Consider the following 22,588-nt stretch of genomic DNA (forward strand, 5'->3'; position numbering starts at 1 on the left):
TATATGCTAAAAAGCTTTATAAGATCTCCATTTTTCTTTTTCCTTTTTTCTTTTTTCTTGTTCAATGAAAATACCTGGGGGCAGATCTTTATCCGCCCCCTCGAATTCGATCCTTCAAGAGGATTAAATAAAAATGCAAGAGTAGCTGCTATTAATGACACGCTCTCTTTACCCTTCTTCGAAGATTTTTCTCAAAACAATACAGGTACGCCTGATCTGTCCAGATGGGAATCTGGAAGTGGAACTTTTATCTCCCAGGATTACGCCATGAATCCTCCGAGTGTAAAAGTAGCAACTTTTGATGGTCTCAATTCTGAAGGAATGCCATATAATTTTTCTATACCAACGGCAGAGGGAAAAACAGACGACCTTACCTCCAGACCAATAAATCTTCAGACATTAACGCCAGCAGACTCAGTCATGCTGAGTTTTTATTGGCAAAACTCAGGTTTCGGAGACCCTTCTGAAAATAAAATTGATTCCCTGAGACTTGAATTTAAAAATGCAAAAAAAGAATGGAAAAAAGTCTGGTCTAAAAAACCTCCGATTGCTGATAAATCAAATTTCTTTCAGGAAATTATTCCGCTAACAGACTCCTCTTTCTTCCATGGTGGCTTTCAGTTTCGCTTTACTTCCTATGGAAGACAAAGCGGATCTTTTGATATCTGGAATATAGATTACATCATCCTGGATGCCAACAGAACTCAAAGTGATACATTATATCCGGATGCTGCCCCTATAACCTTACCTACCTCCTTACTTAAAAATTATCAGTCAATGCCGGTAAATCAATTTGTAGCTGGTGGAGGAAGTGCAATAGCATCATCAAGCAATGTACGTGTTCATAATATGGGTATTACCCGAACTCCTACCTATACGAGTTATGCAATTGATAAAACCACTGAAAACATCCTTCAGACTCGAAACCTGCAGGGAGCTTTGATTGGCCCTTTTGCTCAGGCAACTATCGCATGGGATCTTGATGATATTAATATAACGGAAACATATGAACCTGTTTACATCAATCAATGCTTTGCTATTCACGCAAAGGATACTATTGAAAAAGGAATTGATTACAGAGTAAATGACAGTATATGCAGAAGTACGGCTTTATCCGATTATTTTGCTTATGATGATGGCACTGCTGAATTTTATGTAGGCTCTAACTCTGCAGGATCAAGATTCGCCTTGAAGTTCGGTTTAAACCAACCTGATACCATCACCGATATAGAAATTTATATTCCAAGAGTTGGAATCTCATTTGACAAACAACCTCTCAGATTGCATGTCTGGAAATCTATAAGTCCTGGCACTAACAATGAAGAGATCATATCATCACAAGAAATTATTATTGAATACACAAGTCTCAATACTTATAAGAGATATCAGCTGACAAATCCGGTATTATTAACAGATTCCTTCTATGTTGGATATCGCCAGAATTTTGGTAATACTTATCAGCTGGGAATTGGCTTTGACAAGAATAATGATAACCAGGATAAAATGTATGTAAATCTTGGAAACGTTTGGGAACATTTTGACAGAGCTGCCGGCACTATCATGATCAGACCCGTCTTTGGAAAAGGATTTCCTGTTGGGAATAAACCTCCTGTACAAGAGCTTGAAGCTTCTGTTTTCCCAAATCCAAGCGCAGGGCTCATTAATATCTTTGGTAAAATCTCCAAAGCAACATTATATGATTTGTCTGGCCGTGTAATGGCTGAGCAGCTTTACGATAATTATACTTTTTCAGAAAACACGATGGATATAAGCCATCTGAATAATGGTCTTTACCTCCTTTACCTTACTGACGGCAATGCGCTGACTGTTAAAAAGGTATTACTCAACAAATAAATTTTCTATTCAATCATTAAAGGCTGGGGAGAAAAGCAGATTATAAAAATAATCAAAGCTACCCAGCCTAATATTTTTCTTGAGGTACTTAATGGTTCTTCTATTTCTGCCGGTGGGTGATATATACCCAGAAAACGCCCGAACAATAATGCAAATACCAAATAACCTATAGCACCCTGAATGGTTGGCCACATTATACTAAGGAAAAACTGCAGTGTAAATATAACAGTGGCAATTAAAAAATTAGTGACTTTGCTTTCGCTGACCTTGGAAAATATCACATAAAGGATAAACAGGTAAAAAGGAGCAAATCCAATAAAGTTTTCAAATGAACCTAAGGGTACGTAACTTCCAAAAACATTATCATTGGAAAAAATTCCTAATCCACCTATAAATACAAATAAGGTAAAGATTACAGGAGTTATCTGCCTTTGTCTTTTAGCTCCCACCAGTCCATACAAAATATGCCCACCATCTGTCTGCCCTATTGGCAGCAAATTAAGCGCAGTAAAGAATAATGCCCAGAAACCGGCAAAAAGAAATGGATAATGAATCAGTTCATAAGCATTAGGCACTGCTAAAGGATCAGGTGCAACATATTCCTTGAAAAACTTAAACAGGAGATTATCTCCTAATTTGTAATTGACAACATTTGGGTCTGGATTTTTTTGAGTGTAGACAAATTTTTCATATTCCAGACCATATTGTTCATATTCAGGATGAATGGTAAAAATATGTTCACGCGAAGGCAAATGGGTAAAGCCGTAAAACAACAATATCAAAGCAGCAACAAATCCAGCCAGTGGTCCAGCAATACCAATATCGAAGATTTCCTTTTTAGACCCCAGCTTACTTTTAATCCTTATAAAAGCTCCGAGTGTGCCTATAAAAGTGATAAATGGTATGAAATAAGGCAGTGTTACCTTTACTTTATACAATCTGGCTGTTATATAATGTCCGAATTCATGAATGGTAAGTATACCAAGAAATGGGATAGAAAAATATAATCCCTGTAATATCGCTTCAAAGCTATCAGACTTTGAAGATGTAAAGGTATAACCTGCTAAAGTTGTAGTAGTTAAAGTTGCAACAAATAGGAAAAACTGAATCAGGTATGTTTTAATTTTTTCTTTACGCATCTTTCAATAAATCTAAAATCGTCAATGGGTGATTTACCCATAAGCTTGTAATTCCCACCCTTTCAGATGCTTTTATATTATCTAAATTATCATCAAGGAAGATTGTTTCGGAGACCTTTAAGTCTTTGTCTTTCAAAACATACTCATAAATGGCTACATCCGGTTTTCTTAACAAAACCTCATGAGAATAATATACCTTTTCAAAAATCTTATCCAGATTCGGGGTACCGGTAGTTTTATGCAATATAGCATTTACACCCTTTATATGGATTGCATTGGTATTGCTCAGTATAAATAATCTGTATTTGTTTTTCAGCTTTAATATCAAATTTATTCTTTCCTGAGGGATATCCAGAAGCAAGGCATTCCAGGCATTGTCGATCTGATCATCTGACAACTGACTTCCGAACTCCTCCCTGATGAGGTTTCTGAAACCGTTGTCATCTACCTCTCCTGTTTCATACCTATGCAATATTTTCTGATCTTCAAATTTCTTAAGTACCTGTAATACATCAGTATTCCCAAGTTTTGCAAATGCTTCAAAAGTTTTTTGAAAGTCAATATTGATGATTACAGCACCCAGGTCAAAAATAATATTTTTATATTCTGAAAAATTCAAATGAAAATAGTGTTTAAATGTTTGGCAATATGAATGCAAATATGTAAAATTGCACTCCCAAATTCAAGGGGGCTTATAAAAGTCTTCTTAGGGAAGGGGCCCTTAGCTCATTCGGTTAGAGCAACTGACTCATAATCAGTAGGTGGCTGGTTCGATTCCAGCAGGGCCCACAAGAGTAAAGCCTTCAATCTTACAATTGAAGGCTTTTTTATTTTGAAAATCAGCCAAAAGACTCCGACTTTCCTCCTCATAAAAAGAAATGGTTTAATTCTTACCATCTATATTCTTCATCTTTACAGAATCTTTGACCCAGATAGGCTTAGCCATAACAGATTCAGATGTATCACAGCTTAGACTTTGATGCATATTACGGATCAATCGGAAAACCTGGGGAGCGATATAATTTTTTCAAGCATAGATATTTGCAAGTCTGAATAAAAAGAAAGTTACATTTCTTACTCCTCTGAAAGCAGATCTGAAGGCTTTGATTTTTGCATTAAAAGATTCAGCAGAAGCATTGGTACTGCGGTTATCAAAGAAGTTTAAAATAGTGGGATAATGAGCTTCAATTGATCTTCTCACTGTCATGAATGATTCAAATCCTGCTTTCTCTACCTTATCATACCATTGAGCCAGTTTAGTAAAGGCTACTCTTTTATCTTTTATAGTCTGAAATATATTGCCTAACTGTATTGACAGATTGTATGCCGTTTCCAGCGATGGATAGAGTCTAAAGAGAATTTCGCCTCTGTGTATTTGTGATGGGGTCCATTTTGTTTTTGCTTTAAATAGCAAGTACCTGCTACGGGCCAACAATTGTTTCAATGAATCTCCATTTTCGTAAATATCCGGGATAAACTTTTTCCCTAATTCTTTACTGAGCTCAAACTCTTTATTCTCTTGTTCTATCGCTTCCCAGCGAAGCTGAATTCTCATTTCCTGCACTGCATCAAATGCAAGTTTCTGAACATGGAATCTATCTGTAACAAGAGTAGCTTTAGGAAATGAATATTTGACTATGTTTTCCATTGAAGCTGCCATATCCAGAGTGACTTCTTTTACTTTATGCCTTTTATAATCTGGTATCCTGTTCAGAACTTCTCGTACGGTCTGGCTATTGGTGCCTTTGATCATTGCTACCAGGCATCCCTTTTGCCCTCTGGCTTCTTTATTAGTGATAACTGTATACAACTCTCCCTGAGAAAGAGCTGTTTCATCGATACTTAAATATGGACCAAGATTATCTTCATAAAGGATCCATTGCTCGGCATGTTCTAGTTGATCCCAGCAATGAAAATTGCTAAGATGATCTCTATATTGTTCTTCCAGAAGTTTACCATCAACTCCAAAATAATCTCCTAAACTTTTACAGCTTACCGGTCTGGAATCGAGATATAACTTTTAAAAAAGCCGCGAATTCCTTTGTCATTCGCGTTCCTTTGGCTACATGTTCCCAGTTCCGATAAACAATCGATCCTTCCTCATCTTCCCACCTCCTGCGTCTGATATAAAGAAATACATCTTTGCCTCTGATTGGAAAATCCTGAACTTTTATTTCATCAAAAAAGCCCTTGCTAGTGAGCTTGCTTGTCTTAAACTCTTCTGGTTTTATGTTTTTCTCTTCAAGATAAATATTCAGTACTTCTTCTGTATGAGCAACTTTGGTTATTGAAAAGAAGTCAAGGATACCTGAAGGGAGCACTAAACTAACTAAATTATAATCTTCACTTTGCATAACTTTGTACAAAATAAAGATTTTTTAACTTTCCCCCCAGAAATTCCGATTGATCCCATATTACCAGAACTGTCTTTTATATCAATCTTCTGAAGCTCCACCTCTCCTGTAGTTCTGTTTTGACATCCGATCATAACAAGGAGCACTCCCACTATAAAGCTAAAAGAACTAGTTAATATTCGTACTGAAAATCTCTTTTCAATAAATACAAGTAAACTATTCAGCAACCTATCAGTATAAGAATGCTTTTTAGTAAGCTGATCAGATTTAAAATGACCGCAGACTCTTTGTCCTGAATTTTGTTTTAAATAATTTATTATCTCATCTTCTTTTGCATTAGTAAAATCAATTACAGCCTTATTGCATAATTCACAATGCTTCCCTTGACCTTTCGGCTTCATTTTATTCCAGTCTTCATGACAAGGCTTTTCTATTTTTATACTTTCAGACATACCATCTAGTTAACTAAATCTTCTAGCATTCAGAACAAACAATAAAGGTTGGTTTCTTAAATATAATTACACAAATATGGTATTCAAATAAAGAATCATTTTATCAAATTTTAGGTTTACTGCTACTTAATTCCAGTAAAATACATATCGGCAAGCCGATTGTACTTTAAACGATCTGACCAACATATAAATACTGCCTTCAGATCTAATATATCTTACCATTAATAGTTTCGTTGCAATTGAGCCCATTTTTTAGAAATGATGGAACTAAAGGACGAGCCCGTAGAGTTAAAGTTAAAGGTAAACCATTTCCCTATAGGTTAGATAAAAAGGATATTTGTCTTCCATACTTTTAAATGATAAATTTGGTTTAGGCTATAACCAGAGAGAAATTGAAAAGAATATTAATCATAGAAGATGACCCTGCCTTAAATAAGAATATCAAAGAAGCATTATCGGCAGAGCAAATGGAGGTTGAAACTGTTTTTGACGGACTTCTCGCTGAAAAAGTTCTAAAAAAAAGTGACTTTGATTGTGTTATACTGGATATTAATCTCCCTCACAAAAATGGTTACGAACTTTGCAAAGACTTTAGGAAACACAATACAATAACCCCTATTCTGATATTAACGGCATTCGATGAACTTGAAGATAAAGTTCAAGGCTATGACTGCGGGGCTGATGATTATCTAACAAAACCATTTTACATGAAGGAACTTATTCTAAGGGTAACTTCACTTCTGAAAAGAAGCACTTCAAATGTAAGCGTAAAAGATTCAATTTCTGCAACATTAGTTGTTGGTGATATTGTTATCCACACAAATAACAAAAAAGTTTCAAGGCAGGGAACAGAAATAACATTAACTCCAAGGGAATATCAGATATTATTGAGATTAGTATTATCTAAAGGGGAACTGGTTCCTAAAAAAGAATTAATAAAAGAAATCTGGGGAACAGCCTTTGACGCAAATACAAACACTATTGAAGTATATATAAACTTTCTCAGAAAGAAACTGGACAAACCTTTTGGAAAGGATTCAATAAAAACAAAAATAGGATTTGGATACTACTTTGACGAAAAATGAGTATTAAACAAAAGATATTATTTTACTTTTCAGTAGTAACTATAGTTATGGTTGGAGCTGCCTTCTTTTTTATCTATATGTTATTCTATGAATACCGTGCTGAAGATTTCCACCAACAGCAGAAGGAGAAAATAATTAACACATTAAAGTTCCTCACAAAAATTGAAGAGATAGATGAGGAATTGATTTCCGCTATGGATCGGATCACAATTAATGATGTTTATGCTCAAAAACTCTTTATTTTTGATAAGGATAAAAACCTCCTCTACTCAAGGTTGGATCATAAGCCCACCGATCTTACTAAGAATATTCTCTCCCGACTATCTTCCCTTAAAACAAAGGTAGAGCAGAAAAGCGGCCGTTATGATGTACTAGGAATCTATGTGGAACAAGACGGAGAAGTGTTTTATGGAATCAGTAATGCTTATGACTTGCCAGGATACCATAAGCTGAATTATCTCAAATACATTCTCTTTCTAACCTTTATGATAATCGTTCTGGTGGTTATTTTTATGTCATATTACCTTTCAAAAAAAATAACAAATCCTATCGTTGCACTTACCCGACAAATAAAAGATTTCAACTTTGAAAGTAAATATGAACCAATTGCTGTAATGGATGGCAGGAAAAATGAAGTCGCGGTTTTAGGGCAAAGGTTCAACGAATTAATGCAAAGAATGAATGAAGCATTTTCATTTCAAAAGAATGCCGTTCACCATATATCTCATGAATTAAAAACACCAATTGCAGTTTTGGTATCCAACTTTGAGAGAATTGAGAAAGAGGTAGATATTAATAAAATAAAATTTTTAATAAAAGATCAGAAAGAGGACACCGAAAACTTAAGTAAGATCATAAACTCATTGCTGGAAATTGCCAAAACGGAATCGGGCAACACTCCCAAACTGTCAAGAATACGGATTGACGAACTTATTTTTGATTTGGTTGATGAGCTCAATGTATTATACCCGGACTTTCAGTTTTCCATTAAATATTCCGAGTCTATAGAAGATGAAAGCAAGCTCACTATATTTGCTAACCTGCGTCTTTTAAAAGCTTCTTTGTCCAACATGATGATTAACTGCATCCAATATAGTGTAGATAATCTGGCAACAATTGTTATTACACCGGTAAATAAACGACTTCAAATAGATTTCATAAATAACGGTCCTGTTATAAATGAAAACGAAAGACAATATATCTACGGGCGCTATTTCAGAGGAGAAAACAGCAAAGGGAAAAGAGGATTCGGTCTGGGGCTTGTTTTTATAAAAAAGATCCTAACGATGCACGATGGAACAATTTCTTATGTAGCAAATGAAGAAGCCAATTCAAATAAATTTACCATCACACTTCCACTAAACTGATCTTAATTTTAAATATTACAACTTTATATTTGTAATAAAAAATTGAACACTCATATGCTTCGAAATTAAATATCACCTCTCCTTGCTTATATTAATAGCATTATGACATAAGGTATTCCTCTTTACAATCTATACTTTTCGTTTCCAATATTTATATATTCCAGAGATAATATCACATTAACAAAAGGCCACCAAGTTAGGACTAAATGAATTCATTTAGCATTTTTCTATCCAGCATATAATTATCAGGTATATAAATAAATATATCCCCCTGATCATTTCGAATTCAATACCACTGAAAAGCTTACTACCACTTGTGAATAAATCATACATTAATAAATCATGAAGTTGATACCATATTATAACAGTTTAATATAGAAACTTAAGGTACATCTCTGTTAACAAAAATATCATATTATAAAGATCAAGTCAAGGAACTATCTGTTTAAAAGGGAAATACAAACTAACAAATCTGCTATTCCAATTCCTTTAAGCTAATCTTTATTCATTTTAAGTTTTTTTTAAGGTCATGTCATTTACTTTTGAGGCTTAATTTGGATATCAATGAGAAATTTCAATTCAACATACCTAAAATCAGATATTTTAGCAGGTTTAGTGGTATTTTTAATAGCCCTACCTCTTTGCTTAGGAATTGCATTGGCAAGTGGAGCTCCCTTATTTTCCGGTATTATATCGGGAGTAATCGGAGGTGTTGTAGTAGGTTTTTTAAGTAAATCTCAGATAAGTGTTGCCGGACCTGCGGCAGGACTTACAGCTATAATCTTGACAGCTATTGCAACTCTTGGCTCTTTTGAAACATTATTATTGGCTGTAGTGCTGGCAGGACTGATGCAAGTAGCATTAGGCTTTGCGAAAGCCGGAAGTATTTCAAACTACTTTCCCTCAAATGTTATTGAAGGAATGCTTGCAGCAATTGGAGTTATTATTATACTAACTCAATTACCTCATGCAGTAGGTTATGATATAGCCAATGAAGGAGACTTCTTCTATATAGATAAAGAATCAAAACATACTTTATTTACCAATATTATTGATTCAGTAAACTTTTCGCATCCTGGTGCTATAATTGTAACCATTGTTTCGTTGGTTATACTTATAAGTTTCAATAAATTATCTTTTCTTAAGAAAATAAAATTTTTACCGGGAGCACTGGTTGCAGTAATTGCCGGTACAATCATCAATGAAGTTTTTAAAGCTACAGGTTCCGGTTTAATTATCAGTCAGGAACATTTGGTAAATCTTCCTATACCAGAGTCAATGAGTGATTTTATAGGGCAATTTGCCACTCCGGACATATCTCAGATTATGAACATTGATGTTTGGATCGTGGCTGCAACTATTGCAACAGTAGCGAGTATTGAAACGCTTTTATGTATTGAAGCTGCGGATAAGTTAGATCCTCTTAAAAGATTTACCAATACAAATACAGAGCTAAAAGCTCAGGGCTTCGGAAATATTCTTAGTGGTTTAATCGGAGGACTTCCAATGACTTCAGTAATCGTAAGAACATCAGCAAATGTCAATTCCGGTGGAAGAACCAAACTTGCGACTATAGCACATGGTACATTTTTAATGACAGCGGTACTGACAATACCTTTCATCTTAAATAAAATTCCTTTGGCATGTCTTGCAGGTGTTTTAATTATGATAGGTTATAAACTAGCCAACCCTTCTGTTTTCAAACATATGTGGGATAATGGTAAATTCCAGTTTATTCCATTTGTGGTTACCGTAATAGCTGTCGTAGCTACCGACCTTTTGAAGGGAGTAGGCATCGGACTTGCTGTAAGCATTTTCTTTATACTAAAGGGAAACATAAAACTTGCTTATTTTTTCAAAAAAGAAGAACATCAGGAAGGAGAAGTGATACACATTGAGCTTGCTCAGGAAGTTTCATTTCTTAATAAAGCTGCTATCAAACAGACATTGGTTCATATCCCCGCTAACAGTTCTGTAATCATAGATGCATCACATACAGTATACATAGATCATGATGTATTACAACTAATAAAAGATTTTCTGGAATTTGGTTCCAAAGATAAAAAAATCAACGTTCAATTAGTTGGATTCAGAAAGGAGTATAAAATAAATAACTCAACAAGAGTGACCTCTATAGAGGCATCCACTGAGGAAGCTGTTAATTCCTAAATTCTAACAGGAAATAATCTTTTAAAATTTAATCTATTGTCTAATATTAATGTGAAGTATATGAAAACATGCACCAAAGAAATTCAAGCTACTATAACGCCGCTTAAAGCAATTGAAATTTTAAAAGCGGGAAATATTAGATTTATAAATAATTTAAAAGCAAATCGTAACCTACTACAACAAGCAAATGATACGCGAAATGGTCAATGGCCGTTTGCGACAATTTTGAGTTGTATTGATAGCCGCACCTCTTCTGAATTAATTTTCGATCAAGGTCTCGGCGATATATTTTCAATAAGAATTGCAGGCAATATCATTAACACAGATATCCTTGGAAGCATGGAGTTTGCGTGTAAAGTTGCAGGATCAAAATTACTGGTTGTGTTGGGCCATACAAAATGCGGAGCAATAAAAGGAGCTTGCGATCATGTTGAAATGGGAAATTTATCAGAACTCCTGGCAAAGCTTCAACCTGCAGTTTATGAAGAAAAGAAGTTTACAGACGTTAAACTTAGAAATTCTTCAAATGCCGAATTTGTAGAAAATGTTGCTTCTATCAATGTTTACAGAGCAGTTAATTCGATTATATCCAGAAGTTATATATTAGAACAAATGGTTGAAAAAGGAGAAATTGCAATTATAGGCGCTATGCACAACCTTGAAACAGGTCTGGTTGAATTTTACGAAGATTCCCTGATATCAAAGGCCAGTATCACCAATGAGATTCAGGAAGTAGTTTCAAAAAGTGCTTAGTAAGTATAAGTAGCATTATTAGAATCCATAGATATATTCAGCTATAAGATAGCATCGTCACCAGGAAACATTGATTGAATCTAGTTATTATTGGAATCAATCCTTAAACTTGTTTGGTTAATTGTAGTGTCGGATCGGAAGGTCCGGCGCTTACTAACCGTTTTTTTATATTCTTCCAGCAATGATATCAACAGATATAACAAAGATTCAACAAGCTATACTAAACAGGATATCCTCAAAGAAGTAGCTTCAAGCAAATCCCATCTTTTTTCCATGCTCATATTCATTATACAGGGGATGGCTCTTCATTTTATTAATCATTTTGATTAAAAACTTAAGCATTATATCCTTTTTATCATTTTCATCTTTATATCGACCCTGAATAAGGTCTGTAGTCACATCAAAGATTAATGCATTTAATGAAGCTATTTCTGCTGGAGTAATTCCTAATGTAGCTCCTACTGATGTTAAATGGAGAGAATAATTTCTTAACCATTGAATCAATAGTTTGTCTTCTTTTGGTATAAAATCCATACTTATATTTTTGTATATTATTCCCAACTACCCATTACAGAAAAACTAACACTATCACTTTTGGTCTCCATATCTATCGGATAAATGATCTTATACTCTTCCATGTCTATAGTACTGGAAGCTATAAACCCAGTAGAATCTCCCCACAACTGTATACTGATATGATCTTCTTTATACAAATGTAATTCAAGCTCTTTATCCAGTGCAAATATAGCAGGAAGCGTAAAATCACTTGGATATTTTCCGGTGGTTCCCAGTATGTGATTTCCAAAGCCTGTATTCACAACTTTAACAGTCAGAAATTGAGAAGGGAAATTTGCCCTTCTGTAAGAATTCAGCTTAATGGTTTTCATTGTAAAAATATACCTATCCTTCTTACAGCTGACAGGTAATAGACTTATAAATAAAAAGATCCAGATTCTACTCATGTTATATATTTTTTGTGTAATTCTTGATTATGATACTGTAGTCTTCTACAACGTACTATGTAAAGTAATATTTAACATTAAAATGGGGATGGCTGATTCTTTGTAAGAGCCATAATAGTTCTGTTGATATATGGAAAGAGCGCAACAAGTATAACAGTAAAAACAAGCATAATGCATATCAATTCATAATAATCAATTGCAAACCTTATCTGCGTCTGAACATTTAAAGTATTTACAAGCATTTTATTACTCATCCTGGCGGTATTTGCAACAGAAGCTCCATGAATAGATAACAAGTGATTAATTTTATGGACAGACTGAATTAGGACTGGATTTTGTTTTGAAACATGATCCTGGAAGGTATTGTAGTGAATACCTTTAGAAAGCAATTCAAAATAATTAATCAGGGCGATACTTAAATAAAACCCAAAACACCTCATAAACAAACAAATTCCAGCAGCAGAGGCACTGTATTTCTCAGGAACAGATGCTACAACATATATAATAGTGGGTGTCATAATCAAACCAACCCCTAATCCTTGAAGGATCAGGGGAATGAAAAACTCGCTTTCATTTGCCTGAGGAGTAAACAGCCAAATCATCCAAAAATGAAAGACAAGTAATATTGAAAAACCATAAATCCATAGAAGTCTGATGGGGCGCTTTGCAAGAACAAACACACAGGCGATGATTACTCCAGCAACTATTCCCCCTATATTCAGCAAAGTGATATATCCGATATTTATAGGATCTAACTTTAAAACAAACTGAAAATAATTAGTAGTTATACCGAAGGCAAAACGACAAATATAAAATATCAGCATAAGAAAGAGACCAACCTTAAAATTCCTATAACGAAAGATCTCCAGATTAAAATAGGGTCTTTTCGCATAAATCTGTCTTACTATGAATAAAGTCAGTATGATAAATATCAGGCCAACACATCCCCGGATTACTGGATCTTCCAACCAATAGTATTGTTGACCATAAACCATTATATATCCAACCAGGCACAGAAAAGCTGCATATAATAAAAAACTCTGCCAATCCAGTTTGTACAATGGAAATTTTACGTTGATTCTGACATCGTTCATCAGCAACAAAAGGAGCCCAAGTGCCGGAAGATAAGAATACATCACACATTTATAGAGTGAGTTAAAATTAAACGAGTCTACAATTTCTGAGGTAGCAAAATTATTAAATGGTATCATGCAAACCAGCATACCAAAAAATATAGAATACCCAATTGTCCTTGCCCTTTCAGAATGAAGCCGCATAAAAATTAAAGTCAGAGCAAGATTGACAGTCATAGTAAATGCCATTCCCTGAATAAATCTGAATATAAACAGTACCAGAGTCTTGTCTGTCATAAAACAGATGTATGAGCTTAGGAGTTGAATAAATGTAATAATTACAAAATATTCCTTTGCAGCAAGAAAGTTGAAGAATCTCCTTTCAAGTGAAAAGAAACTGGCATAACCTGCATAGAACAGGACCACTGAATAATATACATCATAAGTCTCCATGCCTGTATTACCTGCAGAAGCATTTAAATTAGTCAGAGGAAGAAAGAAAAGAACAAGGCCGGGCAGAAGGACCATAAACAGAGTAATCTTAACCAACCATTCTGGCACCCACTCTTTAAACAAGAAACTTTTCTCCAGCATATATTTTATTTTTTGCGTACCGAAACATTAACGTTCATTCCAGCCTTAAGCAGGCTGACATCTTTTACTGATCCCGTTACACGAATACGAACAGGAATACGTTGAACAATTTTCACATAGTTACCAGTGGAATTATCAGGTGGAAGTAAAGAAAAGCTGGAACCTGTTGAAGGTGATAAAGAAATTATTATCCCTTTAAAAATCTTATCAGGAAAAGCATCTGCTGTGAACTCTGCTGTATCCCCTATGTCCATAGATTTAATCTGAGTTTCTTTATAATTTGCCACTACCCATTTATCTGTCTCCCTGTTAACTATATAACCAAGAATCTCTCCCACTTCAATCATCTGTCCCTTTTCTATTGTTCTTCTTCCCATTACACCATCATAAGATGCTGTAATAACCGTATAGGAAACATCAAGCTTATGCCTTTCTAACAAGGCTTCCAACCTCTTTATTTCTGCCTTTATTACATCTTTTTGAGCAATTGCATCTTCAACCTGTGAAACCGAAGCTTCGTAGTCCTCTCCGACTGAAAGCCTTTCGGCCTTAGCCACATTATATGCAGCTTCAACAGTTTCCAAATGTTGCTGTGTGGCAGACTCAGTTGCCAGTAGCTTCTTATATCTTACAAAATCCAGTTCCTTTTTCCATAGTTCAGCATCTGCTATTGCTATCCTTGCAAACTTAACCTGAGAGCTCCTTTTCAGAGTTACTATTTTTACTTCTAATACCTTTAACTGTGCCTGTGCATTCATTAAAGCGGCTTCTGTCTGGGCTTGTTGTATTTTATATTCCCTGTCGTCAATAAGCAATAATGTATCTCCTTTTTTCACAGGCTGATTTTCATCAAACTTCACTTCTACAATAAAACCTCCTGAACGAGAAATAATAGGATTGATATATTCCTGCACCTGTGCATCATTAGTTGTTTCATTTTTATAGAGATCCCAAAAGGTTATTACCCCCCAGATAAATAAAACAACTCCAATTCCACCAGCTATCCATGCAGTAATCCTGGTGATCAACTGATCCGTTAACGTATATTGACTTGCCTTTTTCATTAAAGATTACCTAATATATTTTGAAGCTTATAATATTGGATTTGTGCATCCATTCTGGAAGAAGCATATTCAAACTGTGTCTGCAAAGCCTGAATATCCGCATCCAGCAGATCAGTTATTAAAGCAGCCTGATTAAAGAAGTTATTTCTTACTATTCTTGCATTTTCAGCGGCCTGATCAATATTAGCCTTGGCAACATTAATCCGTACAAGTGATTCCCTGAATCTAAGAAAGGCTTCATAGACATCCTTCCTTATCTTGTCTTCTGTATCATGGTGTTCTAATTCCTCTTTCTTCAGATTCAAATGAGCAAGTTTTGTTTTGGGTCTATTGATATACAATTCTGAGACTGGAAGACTAGCTTTGAATCCTATCACACCTAGCGTATAGTTGCTGGGAGAATATGGAAAAAGAAATATCTGTGGATTTGCAAGCCAGAAATCTCCGTATAGGCCAAACCTTGGTCTTACCGCTGCTTTCGTGTATTGAAGCTGAATATGACTGATCTTTTCTTTCTTCTCGGATATATGATATATGAAAGACTTAGACATTGCCTCTTCCAGGTAAGATTCATAAGATTTTAATGAAATTAGCTCAGGATTGATAATCTCCTTTGGCAACACAGCAACAGTATCAGCAAGACCAATAAGTATATTTAACTTTTGATTGGCTATCGCAATATTATTTTCAATCTGCACCAGCATCAGTTTCTGATTGGACAGTTTTAACTCTACCCTTAATGCATCACTCTTCAGCACCACCCCATTGCTATATAATTCTTTGATCTCTGCGAGTTGCTTCTCTTGATTTTCAATGTCCTTTATCATAAGATCTTTAAAAATCAGATTCCGCATTAAATTCAAATAATAAACCGATGCCTGCAGCTTGATATCAGAAACAGTATATTTTCTTTGTTCCATAGCTATTTCATATAAAAGTTTCCTTTTATCGACGGAGAGATTTAACTTATTTCCATCATATATATTAAGATAAAAATCAGTCCCTAATCTGTACAAAGTATGAATGACCTCATGTTGTTCAGGTTTATTTAAAAGGCCATGGGTATACACAGCAAGGTTCGTAGCATGTTCGATATGTCCACTGAATTGTATTTCCGGAAGTCTTTCATATTGTACTTCCCTGATTTCTTCTTTTCCAATTGACTCTTCAAAATATGACAATTCTATCTTTTTGCTATTTTCAAGAGCTTTCTGCCATATATTGTCCATGTAAAGAGGAATGGGCATGTTAAGAGAATCTTGAGAAAAAACCGGAATGGAAATGGAAATTAAAATAAGAATACTTAATATACTTGTGTTTCTAAGACAGCTAAACATTCTGTTACTATTTATGCTGTAAAGTTATTTGTCTTATATAATTCAATTTTATCCAAAATGGACTAATATTAGTTTATTCCAGCCAATCATTTTTTTTAGAAAATTTGTAAAATTTTTCATTCCTTATAAAGGATGTTTTTATAGATTGCATCGTTTATTATATATAATAATATTATTAAAATATCATGAGTCTGATTGCAAGTTTACCTGATATTGACAAGCGTCCTGAGTCAGTATTTGTTATGCATGAACGATCTGAAAAATATATTCCTAACCATAAACATACGAAGGGACAGCTTTCTTATGTAGAAGGTGGAATTGCTTATCTTGATATAGGCAATCAAAGATACGTCATACCTGCGAGACATTATTTCTGGATTCCAACAGGACTATCACATGTATTAAAAATTGGGCATTCCGGAACAGTTCTCAGATCATTATTTTTTTATACTCATGATGATAATACCTCTCCATTTTATTCACAGATGGGAATTTACCCCATTAATGATCTTTTGATGCAGATGATAAAATACTCTGAGCCATGGGACGGACATATTTTACCTGGTGATAACAGATTTTTATTTCTTTCAGCTATAAAAAATATTTTACCAGAAATCAGCTCAAAAAAAATCCCATTCGCTCTACCTTTTACGGAACATGAAAGAATGCTTCCTATACTAAGATACCTGGAAAAAAACATTGGTGATACACACTCTCTTGAAAGCATCAGCCATAGATTTGGGATGAGTGAAAGATCATTATCAAGACTTTTTCAGCAAACACTGAACATGTCATTTCTTCAATACTTAAAACTACTTCGAATGGTAAGATCAATTGAATTAATGCTTCAAACCAATCTATCTCTCAGTGAAATTGCTTACACAGTCGGATATCAAAGCCTTGCATCTTTCAGCAGCACTTTCTTAAAACTTACTAATTACAGACCTTCTGATTTTAAGAAAGAAAAGTAAAAAAACTCTATTCAATTTACCCAGAACTTATCAGGCCATTCAATTAAAGTTTCATTAAGTTCAGGCATAATAAATAAGATTTTTTTACTCTCTGTTTTTTCCATTAAACTGGTAAATAATACGTGCTCTTCAAATCGAAGATGTTTTTCCAATACCTCTTCGATAAGACTGAGCGATCCTTCTATATTATCACCGTTTTCAAATAATCTCTTTAATTTTCTATGCTCCGATACTGCTCTTTTTACCAAAAGATTATCCTTTTCAAAAACAGAAAAAATATATTGTTCTTCCAGCTCAAAATGTGGTTTTAGATATTCGTGGTAAAACAAGTCTGCATAAATCTTTATTCTCTTTGTTTGTACCTTTTGATATAGGCCAACCCTTATTCTGTAACACAACTCAAAAATAACATGATGTTCATTTTTCAAAAAATCCATAACCTGACTACATTCAAAAATTTGATTTCCCATTGGATTTATTAGTTAAATTAATTCTCCATATAATTTGCAATAATGTCATCCCTTATCAATAAAAAATTTAATATAAACCGGAACCTTTACCAATCTGAACGCTTAGACTATATCATCTATCATTCGCTCCCTCTTTATTATTAGTTAACTTTATAAGTTTTAAACCGAATATCAGCAGACACATAACCTTTATTCCCTCCAGGATCTGATAACAAAAGGAACTGTATAAACTATAACTGGTTTTTCCTATCACAAAAACCGAATGATTATTCATACCTGGAAATAATCTGGACGTCTGAATACTAAGGATAATGAAAGGAATAATAAATAAAGTATACAAAGGAAATATTTCTTCTATACTTGTGAAATAAGTTGTTCCAATAATCAACAATACGAAGAACCACTCAAAATTAGTCATAGTATTATATATCAAATCGGACAAAAATATTTCAATAGAAGTGGATACAGAAATTGACTTATACTCAATACTAAACTCTATAAAATCTAAAGCACAGGCAAATCCTAACCACAAAAAAACACTTATCAGAACAATGGGATATTTTACCGTTGCAATCATACAATTTAGATTTATGAAAAACAGAATCAGCTCTAATGATTTGAAAGGTCTATTAAGCCTAAAATATTAATTAGTGAGGCGCTTTCAAAAATTATCGTTGGTAGTTGTAAAGATATCCGAACTTTCAACTTACTGCATTATTCAAAATAGACTAAATTTAGCTTAATCCCGCCAATGGAATTATTAACAAACTTTTTTAAAGCAAGGGAATTATATATGCTTAGCTACATGAAACTCTTTTCCATAATTCATAATGAGGTCTCCTTATACGATTATTAATGCAATGATTTAGCTTTAAGGAAAAATACAAATGCGTTCACCTATTAACCTTTTATCAGACTATCAAGAGCTCTGGTAACCTTTGGTTTGCTGATATCTTTTAATGTATATTGATTAAGGTAATCATAGAAGGCATATAATGCGCTTTTCAGAACTGATTTAAAACCACAGCTATCAGCAAGTATACAGGGAGGGGTTTCACATCCGACTAGTTCCTCCTCCATTTCAAGTAAACGGATAAGATCACCTATCTTATACATTTCAGGTTTATCTGACAAATACAATCCGCCCCCTCTTCCTCTCTGCGCATCAATAATTTTATTATTGGAAAGAAACTGAACCACTTTTGCCACGTGATTTCTGGATATTCCAAACCTTTCAGACAATTCAGTAATAGTTGTAGCAGGCATGTTTGACGGCTTTCGTGAGATATACATCAAAATCCGTAATCCATAATCAGTAAATTGATTCAGTTTCATTCCTTTATATTCTAATTCAAATTCAATGTCTGAGGACCAAACTCTTCAAAAAAGACATGTTCTCTATCGACCCCCAATGCTGCAAGATCCTTTATTGCCTTTTCCAGAAATAATTTGGGACCACAAATATAATAATCCGCATCGGGTAATAATATTGTTTCCTTTACTTCAGACAGTTCTACTCTTCCCTTTTTAACATTTTCCTCCGAACCGGAACAATCATCATAAAATACAATATGCTCAAGCCAGTCAAACTTTTTATTCAAGTCACTGACCTCATTCTTAAATGCATGAACGTTTGCTGATCGACAACCGTGAATCCATTTTACTTCACGCCTCTCAGATTCACCAGCAAGGTATTCCAACATGGACATAAATGGTGTCTGACCTATACCTCCGCTGATAAGGACAACCGGACCCTTATTTTCTAGATTTAACACAAATTCGCCGGCTGGAGGTGTAGCTTCAACAATGTCCCCTTCACCCAATGAGTTGTGAAGATAATTAGAAATTATTCCATCTTCTTTTGCTACCCCCTGTCCAACTTCTTTTTTAACCGAAATTCTGTAATATTTATTTCCAGGAGCTGATGAAATACTATATTGCCTTGGCTGAAATATACCTAGCTCTTTTACAAAAACTCTGATGCTTAGATATTGTCCAGGCTTATGTAATGAAACATCCTTTCCATCCTCCGGATATAAGTAAAATGAAGTAATCTCCTCAGATTCCTGCACTTTCTTCTTTATGACAAATTTCCTCCATCCGCTCCAACTTCCTGATAAACTGCTTTTTTCAATATAAATCGATTTTTCAAGATTAATCATTATGTCTGCTAGGATTGTATAAGCTTTTCCCCATGCAGCAATGAGTTCATCTGAAGCTCCTTCGCCAAGTACTTCTTGTATTGAAGCTAATAAATTCTCTCCTACTATTGAATACTGTTCTGCAGTAATCATCAAACTTGTATGTTTCTCTCCTATATGTTGTAACACAGGTAACAAAACTCCAGGGTTTTCTATATTCTCAGCATAAGCAAGTACAGAATTTGCAAGTGCAGTTTGCTGAGTTTCATTTTTCTGATTTCCCATATTAAAGAGATTTTTTAACTCAGGATTTAACCTAAACATTCTCTGATAAAAATGCTTGGTCAGCAACAGGCCATGCTCCCTTAATATAGGAACAGTACCTTTTATTAAGTCAATTTCTGTTTTTGTTAACATAATTTTAGTAGATTTTAAAGTTGCACCAAATATACACCTTTAAAGTTGCATACAAAATACCTCTTTAAATATTTTTAACAATTATGCTTTCAAGTTATATGGACTGTATTATAATGCCTGTCCATCAATAGTAGTTCCTAGTTATTATTATCAGGAAGACCAATCGAGATTATTAGTTTGTTAATGTGCAAAAAAAATGGGTAGCCTGCACAAACAGACTACCCACTTTAATTTTTTAAGATAACTTTTATCTCACCTTTATCATCCTGTATATCTCTGAAATTCCAGAATCATACTGCACCTTCATAATATAAGTACCATTAGCATAAGTACTACCTAAATCCAGCGTTTGCCCAGGAGCTACATATTCTTTAGATTCTATAATCTCACCATATAGGTTTAGCACATGAAGCGATCTAACCTGCTCTGGTACCTTAAATGCAAAAGAACTACTGCTTGGATTTGGGAAAAGATTTTCCGCAGCTCCATAAACTTGCTTTGAAAACAAACCATCTACAGAATTGACAGTAATTGTTCTTAGCGAGGATCCAAAAGCACCTTTCTCATCAGTTGCAACTGCCTTAATGGTATGTACCCCTGAAGGGATATCTGCCAAACTTATCTTATAGGAATCGGATGGGGCATTAACAGTGCCTATCAGAGATGTATTCAGATAAAAGTCAACTTTAACTATATTACCATTGGGATCGACCGCATTTGCCTTCAATATTAACTCCTCAGGAGAAACAACTGTTGTATCCTGAGCAGGAGAAATCAGATTAACTTTTGGCGATTGATTACAAGCGATAAAATTATCAGCTGGTGCGTTAATATTTTCTTTAATGAAAGTGCCAGACTCAGATAAGTTGTTCCATTGATTAGAAGCGCATGCCCTTTGTGCCAGAAGAGCCGAAGATTCATTTTTATCTGCGAAGCTCCAGACTATCCAGCTTAGTTTATTTTTATCCATCCAATTTATCCATTCTTTATATTTATCAAGATAAGGACCTCCATTTCCGCTTGCATCGCTGGTACCGCTTTCTGTAATAAACAAGGCTATTCCTCTACTTAAAGCTCTCTCCGCTAACTTCATTAAAGAAACCCCATGGCTTCCTGAATAAAAATGAAGAGCATACATTATATTATCATATTGTAAAGGATAAAGAGAAGGTTTATCTACAGACTGACTAAAATTTGGAGTTCCCACAATGATAATTGTACTAGGATCAATATTCCTAATAACAGGAATTACCTGATCAGCATACTTTTTCACATCTTCCCATTCTACCGGTTCTTCATCTGCTTTAAGTCCATTTGGCTCATTGCAGATTTCATATATCACATGCCTTTTACCTTTGTGTTTTGAGGCCATGTAAGCCCAGAAATCCATTGATTCTTTTACATAAACATTAGGATCGCCCGGGTGTAGCACATGCCAATCAATCATGCAATAAATCCCAAGCTTTTCGCACTTGTCAACCCAGGTATCAATATAATTTCTCCAATAACTTGGATTGGTTAGGTATCCATTATCGGATCTCGGAATGTACATTGCGAGGCGGAATACGTCAATTTGCCAGTTATTAGCCAGCTCAGACAGCCCTTCATCCTTCATACAGGCCGGAAACCACTGCATTCCATGTGAACTGATTCCTCTCAGAACAACAGGGTTCCCACACTCATTACTAAGTTGATTACCGATTAATTTAAGCTTACCATTAATAGCAACAGGAGATCCGGCAGGATATTGACCAAAAGCATTTATGCTGGACTCTAGGAGGAAGAATAATAAGAGAAACTGAATTTTAGATATAAATTTCATCCTGATATTTTTAAATTTATTGAATAATTTAAAGATTAATCTTTGATTTTCCAACCAACATAAATTGCACTGAAAACAGGAGCTGTATCATTAAAAACAAAGACCAAGGGAGTAAAAACATCAACAAAAAAATACAACTAACTAAAAAACAAAAGATTACACAATAAAAATTTTTATAAATGGATATAATAAAATCAGAATTCTAATTAGGAACAATAGTACTTTTTAAATACTCCATTGAACTTCTCCAAATAAAAGCCTAAAAAAGATGCCCCGACCTATGCTTTAAACAATACATTCCGGGGCATTTTTTATTTCCATGATTATTAATTACGGATATAGAATAATTACATCGTCAGCATCAATTTTTTGGATCTTTTCTGTTTGATTGTCTTCATTTTCATACCAGACCTCATAAAAAAGTTTTCCAACAGCATAAAGCTGAATGGTATGATTCAAATCTTTTCTAAGATCCACAAATTGCCCATGCTCCCATAAAAATAGTGCCTGGTCCTCCAAAGGTAATTTTGAGAAGTCTTCGTCATTAATCATAAGCCGTATACA

General features: G+C 34.4%; 21 protein-coding genes, 1 tRNA gene and 1 pseudogene. 7 read left to right on the forward strand and 16 right to left on the reverse strand.

Translation table 11 applies throughout. The annotated features are described in order from the left end of the window. The first annotated feature begins 3 nt into the window (after window positions 1-3). Window positions 4-1,854 carry a T9SS type A sorting domain-containing protein gene (locus tag MYP_RS11445; protein ID WP_045463237.1) on the forward strand — a complete coding sequence of 617 codons (1,851 nt, stop codon included), beginning with the start codon at window positions 4-6 and terminating at the stop codon, window positions 1,852-1,854. Window positions 1,855-1,859: 5 nt separating this feature from the next. Here MYP_RS11445 and MYP_RS11450 read toward each other — a convergent pair whose 3' ends face one another. Continuing rightward, window positions 1,860-2,993: a site-2 protease family protein gene (locus MYP_RS11450; protein WP_045463240.1), complete on the reverse strand. Its 1,134-nt coding sequence runs from the start codon at window positions 2,991-2,993 to the stop codon at window positions 1,860-1,862. After that, complete coding sequence (locus MYP_RS11455) at window positions 2,986-3,612, reverse strand: HAD family hydrolase (protein ID WP_045463243.1); 627 nt, start codon at window positions 3,610-3,612, stop codon at window positions 2,986-2,988. The genes MYP_RS11450 and MYP_RS11455 overlap by 8 nt, the downstream gene beginning before the upstream one ends. Before the next feature lie 96 nt (window positions 3,613-3,708). Here MYP_RS11455 and MYP_RS11460 point away from each other — a divergent pair. Next, window positions 3,709-3,782 (forward strand) — tRNA-Ile (locus MYP_RS11460). Window positions 3,783-4,020: 238 nt separating this feature from the next. Here the strand turns inward: MYP_RS11460 and MYP_RS11465 are convergent. The 3 genes and pseudogenes from MYP_RS11465 to MYP_RS11475 form a co-directional block, all read right to left on the reverse strand. Then, window positions 4,021-4,944 (reverse strand): annotated as a pseudogene (locus MYP_RS11465) (ISAon1 family transposase); the annotation flags it as partial. Between the two features lie 34 nt (window positions 4,945-4,978). Beyond that, a complete protein-coding gene (locus MYP_RS26380; RefSeq protein WP_045463249.1) occupies window positions 4,979-5,347 on the reverse strand; it encodes an ISAon1 family transposase N-terminal region protein in 369 nt (122 codons plus the stop codon). Further along, window positions 5,323-5,799, reverse strand: a complete 477-nt coding sequence (locus tag MYP_RS11475) for a hypothetical protein (protein ID WP_045463252.1) — start codon at window positions 5,797-5,799, stop codon at window positions 5,323-5,325. The genes MYP_RS26380 and MYP_RS11475 overlap by 25 nt, the downstream gene beginning before the upstream one ends. 392 nt (window positions 5,800-6,191) lie before the next feature. On the opposite strand from MYP_RS11475, the gene MYP_RS11480 reads away from it, so the two are divergent. From MYP_RS11480 to MYP_RS11495, 4 genes are all read left to right on the forward strand, one after another. After that, a complete protein-coding gene (locus MYP_RS11480) occupies window positions 6,192-6,884 on the forward strand; it encodes a response regulator transcription factor (protein ID WP_045463255.1) in 693 nt (230 codons plus the stop codon). Beyond that, entirely contained in the window at window positions 6,881-8,251 is a 1,371-nt protein-coding gene (locus MYP_RS11485; RefSeq protein WP_045463258.1) for a sensor histidine kinase, read from the forward strand. The genes MYP_RS11480 and MYP_RS11485 overlap by 4 nt, the downstream gene beginning before the upstream one ends. A gap of 564 nt (window positions 8,252-8,815) precedes the next feature. Next, complete coding sequence (locus MYP_RS11490) at window positions 8,816-10,420, forward strand: SulP family inorganic anion transporter (RefSeq protein WP_045463261.1); 1,605 nt, start codon at window positions 8,816-8,818, stop codon at window positions 10,418-10,420. 45 nt (window positions 10,421-10,465) lie between these two features. Then, complete coding sequence (locus tag MYP_RS11495) at window positions 10,466-11,173, forward strand: carbonic anhydrase family protein (RefSeq protein ID WP_262506766.1); 708 nt, start codon at window positions 10,466-10,468, stop codon at window positions 11,171-11,173. Between the two features lie 249 nt (window positions 11,174-11,422). Here MYP_RS11495 and MYP_RS11500 read toward each other — a convergent pair whose 3' ends face one another. The 5 genes from MYP_RS11500 to MYP_RS11520 form a co-directional block, all read right to left on the reverse strand. Beyond that, entirely contained in the window at window positions 11,423-11,707 is a 285-nt protein-coding gene (locus tag MYP_RS11500; protein WP_156140512.1) for a hypothetical protein, read from the reverse strand. Window positions 11,708-11,724: 17 nt separating this feature from the next. Further along, window positions 11,725-12,060, reverse strand: a complete 336-nt coding sequence (locus tag MYP_RS11505) for a hypothetical protein (RefSeq protein WP_045463269.1) — start codon at window positions 12,058-12,060, stop codon at window positions 11,725-11,727. A gap of 152 nt (window positions 12,061-12,212) precedes the next feature. Beyond that, complete coding sequence (locus MYP_RS11510) at window positions 12,213-13,802, reverse strand: MFS transporter (protein ID WP_045463272.1); 1,590 nt, start codon at window positions 13,800-13,802, stop codon at window positions 12,213-12,215. A gap of 5 nt (window positions 13,803-13,807) precedes the next feature. Then, complete coding sequence (locus MYP_RS11515; protein ID WP_045463276.1) at window positions 13,808-14,866, reverse strand: HlyD family secretion protein; 1,059 nt, start codon at window positions 14,864-14,866, stop codon at window positions 13,808-13,810. Then, a complete protein-coding gene (locus tag MYP_RS11520) occupies window positions 14,866-16,203 on the reverse strand; it encodes a TolC family protein (RefSeq protein ID WP_045463279.1) in 1,338 nt (445 codons plus the stop codon). The genes MYP_RS11515 and MYP_RS11520 overlap by 1 nt, the downstream gene beginning before the upstream one ends. A 185-nt stretch (window positions 16,204-16,388) precedes the next feature. Here MYP_RS11520 and MYP_RS11525 point away from each other — a divergent pair, with 185 nt between their 5' ends. Beyond that, entirely contained in the window at window positions 16,389-17,174 is a 786-nt protein-coding gene (locus MYP_RS11525) for an AraC family transcriptional regulator (protein WP_045463282.1), read from the forward strand. 11 nt (window positions 17,175-17,185) lie between these two features. Here MYP_RS11525 and MYP_RS11530 read toward each other — a convergent pair whose 3' ends face one another. The 6 genes from MYP_RS11530 to MYP_RS11555 form a co-directional block, all read right to left on the reverse strand. Further along, on the reverse strand, window positions 17,186-17,644 hold the full coding sequence (locus MYP_RS11530) for a hemerythrin domain-containing protein (RefSeq protein ID WP_045463284.1): 459 nt from the start codon (window positions 17,642-17,644) through the stop codon (window positions 17,186-17,188). Between the two features lie 112 nt (window positions 17,645-17,756). Further along, a complete protein-coding gene (locus MYP_RS11535; RefSeq protein WP_045463286.1) occupies window positions 17,757-18,221 on the reverse strand; it encodes a hypothetical protein in 465 nt (154 codons plus the stop codon). A 323-nt stretch (window positions 18,222-18,544) separates the two neighbouring features. Next, window positions 18,545-18,979: an RrF2 family transcriptional regulator gene (locus tag MYP_RS11540; protein WP_045463288.1), complete on the reverse strand. Its 435-nt coding sequence runs from the start codon at window positions 18,977-18,979 to the stop codon at window positions 18,545-18,547. A gap of 11 nt (window positions 18,980-18,990) precedes the next feature. Continuing rightward, entirely contained in the window at window positions 18,991-20,202 is a 1,212-nt protein-coding gene (gene hmpA, locus MYP_RS11545; RefSeq protein WP_045463290.1) for an NO-inducible flavohemoprotein, read from the reverse strand. A 247-nt stretch (window positions 20,203-20,449) separates the two neighbouring features. Continuing rightward, window positions 20,450-22,024, reverse strand: coding sequence for a cellulase family glycosylhydrolase (locus tag MYP_RS24985; protein WP_156140514.1), 1,575 nt, complete (start codon window positions 22,022-22,024; stop codon window positions 20,450-20,452). Window positions 22,025-22,354: 330 nt separating this feature from the next. Next, on the reverse strand, window positions 22,355-22,576 hold the full coding sequence (locus MYP_RS11555; protein ID WP_045463292.1) for a hypothetical protein: 222 nt from the start codon (window positions 22,574-22,576) through the stop codon (window positions 22,355-22,357). Window positions 22,577-22,588: the final 12 nt, after the last annotated feature.

The organism is Sporocytophaga myxococcoides (assembly GCF_000775915.1).
GTDB classification, from domain to species: Bacteria; Bacteroidota; Bacteroidia; order Cytophagales; family Cytophagaceae; genus Sporocytophaga; species Sporocytophaga myxococcoides_A.